The 5,111-nt window shown below is 56.0% G+C and carries 8 protein-coding genes and 1 pseudogene; 8 read left to right on the top strand and 1 reads right to left on the bottom strand.

The window, feature by feature from the left end:
• Positions 1–31: 31 nt before the first annotated feature.
• On the bottom strand, positions 32–526 hold the full coding sequence (locus tag ACU0AG_RS15960; RefSeq protein ID WP_482783256.1) for a hypothetical protein: 495 nt from the start codon (positions 524–526) through the stop codon (positions 32–34).
• A gap of 509 nt (positions 527–1,035) precedes the next feature.
• Here ACU0AG_RS15960 and ACU0AG_RS15955 point away from each other — a divergent pair.
• From ACU0AG_RS15955 to ACU0AG_RS15920, 8 genes and pseudogenes are all read left to right on the top strand, one after another.
• The gene (locus tag ACU0AG_RS15955) at positions 1,036–1,221 is read left to right on the top strand and encodes a hypothetical protein (RefSeq protein WP_482783255.1); all 186 of its coding nucleotides are present in this window, start codon (positions 1,036–1,038) and stop codon (positions 1,219–1,221) included.
• A 45-nt stretch (positions 1,222–1,266) separates the two neighbouring features.
• Complete coding sequence (locus ACU0AG_RS15950; RefSeq protein WP_482783254.1) at positions 1,267–1,776, top strand: helix-turn-helix transcriptional regulator; 510 nt, start codon at positions 1,267–1,269, stop codon at positions 1,774–1,776.
• A 33-nt stretch (positions 1,777–1,809) separates the two neighbouring features.
• On the top strand, positions 1,810–2,139 hold the full coding sequence (locus ACU0AG_RS15945) for a hypothetical protein (protein WP_482783253.1): 330 nt from the start codon (positions 1,810–1,812) through the stop codon (positions 2,137–2,139).
• Between the two features lie 38 nt (positions 2,140–2,177).
• Positions 2,178–2,621, top strand: coding sequence for a hypothetical protein (locus ACU0AG_RS15940; protein ID WP_482783252.1), 444 nt, complete (start codon positions 2,178–2,180; stop codon positions 2,619–2,621).
• Between the two features lie 35 nt (positions 2,622–2,656).
• Positions 2,657–3,199 (top strand): JAB domain-containing protein, encoded by a 543-nt coding sequence (locus tag ACU0AG_RS15935; protein ID WP_482783251.1) that lies wholly within the window; start codon positions 2,657–2,659, stop codon positions 3,197–3,199.
• Positions 3,200–3,243: 44 nt separating this feature from the next.
• Complete coding sequence (locus ACU0AG_RS15930; RefSeq protein ID WP_482783250.1) at positions 3,244–3,663, top strand: hypothetical protein; 420 nt, start codon at positions 3,244–3,246, stop codon at positions 3,661–3,663.
• A 351-nt stretch (positions 3,664–4,014) separates the two neighbouring features.
• Positions 4,015–4,659 (top strand): response regulator transcription factor, encoded by a 645-nt coding sequence (locus ACU0AG_RS15925; protein ID WP_482783249.1) that lies wholly within the window; start codon positions 4,015–4,017, stop codon positions 4,657–4,659.
• A 161-nt stretch (positions 4,660–4,820) separates the two neighbouring features.
• A pseudogene (locus ACU0AG_RS15920) lies at positions 4,821–5,111 on the top strand (IS66 family transposase); the annotation flags it as partial.

The raw sequence follows: 5,111 nt of genomic DNA, 5'->3' as shown, positions 1-5,111 counted from the left end.
GCTTTTGTCAATACGGCCTAGTCTTGCGCACCTATAGGTGCGCGGCAATGGCGTCCTCGATCTTCAGCTTTGCAATGTCTGTCAGGGCTACAACAAAGCGCCGCTTGTCGTCGGGGTCCTGGCGTCGCTCAATAAGCTGCAGTCCTTCCAAGGCATGCAGCCACCTTAGGCCGGTGGTGCTCGGACAGGCAGCCCCGATGCAGGCGCTCGTGACCGAGATGTCCTTGTTGTGGATCCGGGCCTTGTAAAGATCGAGGAGAATGTCCCAAGCGGGGCTGACGGCGAACCCCTGCATTCCAAAAATATCGTCAACTTTACGACGGGAGGAATAGATCTTGTCAGCAACTGACACGAGCATGCCCTCGGTCGGTACAACGCTCATCTCATCGTCCGAGATCGAACGCAGCTCGATCGCAAGCGCTTCCATTCGATCAGCGATCGTCTGGCGATACTCTCTCTGACCCAAACTCGTTGTCGAGAGCCTAGCGGTAGCCAAATTGCTTTCTCGTGCGATGTCAGATGTCAACGATGCCTCCTTGGGTCCTAGGGAAGTTACGTTTGGGGATGAAACTAACTTGACACTGCTTTGGTTCCTAATGGTGATTAATGAAAGCTAGGGCGACAGCGAATACGTAGCAACACCTAAGTCCGCTTTTCTGCACAACTCCAACACTCGGCTAACCTGCTCGCTTTCGGGAAGTTAATCCTGTCAACAGCGTTTCGGGAAGATGCCGAATCAGACGCAACTGCCTGAAAGGTGATTCAGATTTCCGATCGCAGTCCGTAATCGCTCGACCAGATCCGGTGAGGCTGCTGGATCTCAATCCTCATTAAAATGATAGTGAAAATAATTTCACAAAAAGGTAATTTTATTTTTCCGGATGGCGGTCGCCAGCTTACTCGCATCATTCCACCTGTCGCGAATAGGGACACGGCGCGATTTTCTGGCCCGCGTCCTTCATGACATATGGAATTTAACATCTGTTTACCACATAGAGCATTGCTTGATTGGGCAAGCGCGCTCTACACCAGCGCATGGATCGTCGGCTCTATATGACCAAATCGGATGGTGACGAAAGCGTTGCTGCGATCGAGCGGGCCATCGCGCTTGCATCTGCCGCGCTGGACGAGTGCGACCGCCAAGGCCTCGTGTATGCTGCCATTGATATCTCGTCAGCCCTTGACAAGCTCAATGCGATAAGGGCTCGCATTACAAGCTAAAAGGTTGCATTGCAACGCAGCTGCCCAGCACGTATCGCCAGCGTCATGTCGCGCGACGATGCCTTCTGCGTGTTTGATTCGCTCACCTCGAAGCAGCTTGTCACACTCGAGCTGGCGGCCAAACATCTCACGTCGAAGCAAATCGCAAGGCAACTTGGCGTAGCCCCTGTCACTATCGACAAACGCATTGAGAGTGTCAGGGCGCGTCTGGGCTCCATTGCCCGTACCGAGCTGCTAAGCCTTTATGATCAATGGCGTAACATACATGATCAGACCATAGATGACCCAATCATACTTGGTCAGTCACCCGCCATCAGCACAGATGCGGTTGCGCAACCAACCGAAACCGTGCTGACCTTCGAGGACAGTCTCACATTCGATGAGCGAACGTCGTGGGATCCAGGTCCAGGCTGGTCGCGCCCGGGACTGAAACCCTCAGACTTGGGTGTTGTCGGCAAATTGCTGGCCATCATTGCAGGTGCACTGGCCATGGTCATGGTGGCGGTCCTGTGCGTGGCTTTTGCTGACGCGTTCATGTCAATCATGACGAGGTGAATTTCTCCCGGTCGGTCAACCAAAGGAGAAGCCATGTCCCTCACTATCGATTCAGCAACCGCCCGCCTCATCCGCGAGATGAGCGCTTCTGAAACCGCTATCGCAGATGCTCTCGTTGCCGCTGCGTCACTCCTCAACACTGCCTGCCTTGCCCAGCGAAGCTTCAGCGACGCACCGACCGTCAAGGTTCAGGCCTCTCTTCTGCATCTTAACAAGATGATGGCCGGCCTCATCGAGGCACGCGGCGAAGCATGCCGGGTCCATGGCCAGCTGCTCGACATCAGCCGCGAAATGGGGGCGACCGAGATCCCCTACTGTCCTCCGAAAAACGCTCTCGAGCGCGATCTGCAAAACGCGGCCTGACTTGCCAGCCCGGCGATGAAACGACATGCTTGGCGATCATGGCCAGGTTTCTCGCACAAGCAATTTTGATCCTCGTCGTTTTCATCGCCGCTTGGCGGGCAGGCGGTAAACCGGAACGGTGTATTGCCACCGTTTATCTGACCATGTTTGTACTGGCGGCATGTGATGCAGTTTTATTGCCAAGCTCGAGAGATAATCCATACGACGGATTGTACGGTTTCCGCTTTATACTCGACTTATCAGCACTGTTTGCCGTCATCACCATCGCCCTGCGCTACGACAGGTGGTGGACGCTGTGGGTAGGTTCAGCGCAATTCGTCGCGGTGATGGCGCATCTGCTGCGTCTGCTGGACATTCCCGTGCCGCCGTTGGCCTATGCCGTCATGGAGCGCTGGCCAGTGTGGATTGCTGTCCTCCTCACCGGACTGGGCATCACCTTCCACCACCGGCGGCGGCGAAAAACACAAGCCACAACCACCTGAGCAAGCTCCTGCACCGCTTGCATGCAGAGCCCGAGTTGCTGGCCACACGGCTGCTCCACCGGTTCGGCTCGATCTCACGGCTCTCCTGCGCCTCCGAAGCCGAGCTGCGTCAGGTTGCTTATACCGGCGAGACATGGATCGAGACCTTGCTGGCGGTGCGTCAGCTCTTGCACGACGGCGTCCGTGAGCGGATTGTCCGCACCCCGGTCAGTGGCGATCTCAAACCTCTCTTGTCCTATCTCCTGACAACGTTGGGGGGGTTGGACGAAGAACGTATGCTTGCCATTTTCGCCGACAAGGACGGCTATATCATCGCCGAGGAAATCATCGCCGAAGGAAAGGAAGGCCAGGTTCTCGTAACCCCTCGGAAAGTCCTCGGCAGAGCCCTCAAGCTTGATGCTTGCCGGCTACTTCTGGCCCACAACCATCCCTCAGGTAACCCTGAGCCCAGCGTTGCCGACATCAAGCAGACACGCGCTCTTGCCGCCCAGGCAAGACCCCTCGGCTTGCACATTGAAGATCACCTGATCGTAGGCGCTCATAAGGTGGTAAGCATGAAGGCAAAGGGTCTGCTATGAAAGAGCCCTTGCCCTTTCCGAGCCAGCGACAACGCTGGGAGCCAATGTTTGAGGCTGCCGAGCGTAAAGCGCAAATAAACAGGCTCCCGGCAATCGCTCTGCCCTTCGATGGGCACCCCACACCACATCTTAGCAAGGTAGATTTTCTCGCACTGGCGAAGCAGGAGCGCGACAAGGGACATCTGCGCCAGCGATATCTCGTGCCCGGATTTGTCAGCGAGGGCGCATGGATGATCCTGCTGGATATCTTTATCAGCGAATTGCAAGGGGATGCCGTCCCACTTCACGGGTGTGAAAATCGATGGGAATTGTCCGAGGCAACTGCAATGCGACTGGTCGCAGGCCTGATCGAAGCCAACCTCCTGAATCGTGCCGCGAAGGCACAACATCACCAGAAAACGATCCTCGATCTTAGTGAGCGGGCCCGCGAGGTTATACGCGGCATTCTGTCATATCAGCACTAGCCTTGAAGCTCCTTCACGAGGATCCAAGCGTACATCTCAATAGCTGGATCTTGAATCACTCAAATCAAAAATCTTAATTTCTAAAAAATATGTGTAAATGGCGAAATTGAAAAATCCATGAAATCCGCTTCACCCTCTGAAGAGATATAAACGTCGGTAGTTTGGTTCGAAAGAGCGAATGAAGTGCGTGGTTCATTGTTTTCCTCTGCCCCTTGAATCCGTAAAAACCCCTATTTTTATTCGATCGCCTGAGCGCAAAGTGCGTCAGATAATGGAAATTACGGATATCCTAATTCCCTGTTTACCATGTTTCGTATGGCATTTGGGTGATGTCGAAACAGGGGAAGCACCATGCAGTACCAGGACATCTCGCCGAACAAGCAAAGCCTGCACTTCGTTGAAGCTGATGCGCAGATCAGGGCCGAATTGGCTCGCACCGGCATGGAAGCGGGCTTCCATTGCGAAATCTATGAAAACTTCGTCGAGCTCATGACCCATCCTCCTCGCTCGGGGATCATTATCTGTCGTGATAATGCCGAATTTGGCAGGGTCACCGATATCATCGATCGCCTCTACTCGATCGGGATCTGGCTGCCGGTACTCGCAATGGACTTCGCTCCAACGCCAACCCGCGTGGTCGAAGCGGTCAAAGCCGGCGCGCTGGATTATCTTACTATGCCGCTTGAGCCGAGGCGGCTCGCCAGCTCGGTTGCAAGGATAAGCGGCGAAGCCAACAGGACCAGTGCCGATCGCCAGCACCAGCTCGAACTGCAGAGCCGGCTCGCGAAGCTTTCAACCCGCGAACGGGAAGTGCTCGACGCGCTCAGCAAAGGCGGATCCAACAAGTATATCGCGCGCCAGCTGAACATCAGCCCTCGAACAGTCGAAATTCATCGTGCGAACATGATGACCAAGCTCGGAGCCCGCACCGCGGCTGAAGCCATTCGCGTGCGACTGGAAGTGGAAGTCCCAAAAATTCCGAGCCTTGCGGCATAGACTGCATCCAAGGACTCGGCGATATGGAGACCAGCAGGCTTGCCAGTGCGGAGCAATCTTCGCGGTAACAAGCCCGCTGGCAGCGCGCTGCGCGAAACGCCTGTGTGCAACCCGCATCACGGAGCGTAAGGTTGTCGCTGTGCCCGTCGCGAACATCCTCACCAGCAGCGATGCTTGTCTACGCTGCCGATCGCAAGACCGAGCGACCCGAGGCGCACCTGTAGGGCTTTGCAGGCATCCTGCAGGTCGACGGCTATAGTGCCTATGCGGCGCTGGCCCGGCGGCATCCGCAGATCCGTCTCGCGTTCTACTGGGCCCACGTGCGCCGCAAGTTCTACGAGCTGGCCGAGAGCTCGCCCGTGGCAGCCGACGTGCTACGGCGCATTGCTTCCCTCTACGCCATCGAGGACGAGATCCGCGGTAAATCCGCTGATGAGCGCCGTGACGTCGGC

The organism is Erythrobacter sp. RANMB8, assembly GCF_056848235.1.
The sequence above is the reverse complement of the archived record's forward strand: the minus strand, read 5'-3'. Positions and strand labels throughout refer to the sequence as shown.

Coding starts and splice junctions, on each gene's coding strand:
- ACU0AG_RS15955 (WP_482783255.1), top strand. CDS start 1,036: ATGGATCGTCGGCTCTATATGACCAAATCGGATGGTGACGAAAGCGTT.
- ACU0AG_RS15950 (WP_482783254.1), top strand. CDS start 1,267: ATGTCGCGCGACGATGCCTTCTGCGTGTTTGATTCGCTCACCTCGAAG.
- ACU0AG_RS15945 (WP_482783253.1), top strand. CDS start 1,810: ATGTCCCTCACTATCGATTCAGCAACCGCCCGCCTCATCCGCGAGATG.
- ACU0AG_RS15940 (WP_482783252.1), top strand. CDS start 2,178: ATGGCCAGGTTTCTCGCACAAGCAATTTTGATCCTCGTCGTTTTCATC.
- ACU0AG_RS15930 (WP_482783250.1), top strand. CDS start 3,244: ATGTTTGAGGCTGCCGAGCGTAAAGCGCAAATAAACAGGCTCCCGGCA.
- ACU0AG_RS15925 (WP_482783249.1), top strand. CDS start 4,015: ATGCAGTACCAGGACATCTCGCCGAACAAGCAAAGCCTGCACTTCGTT.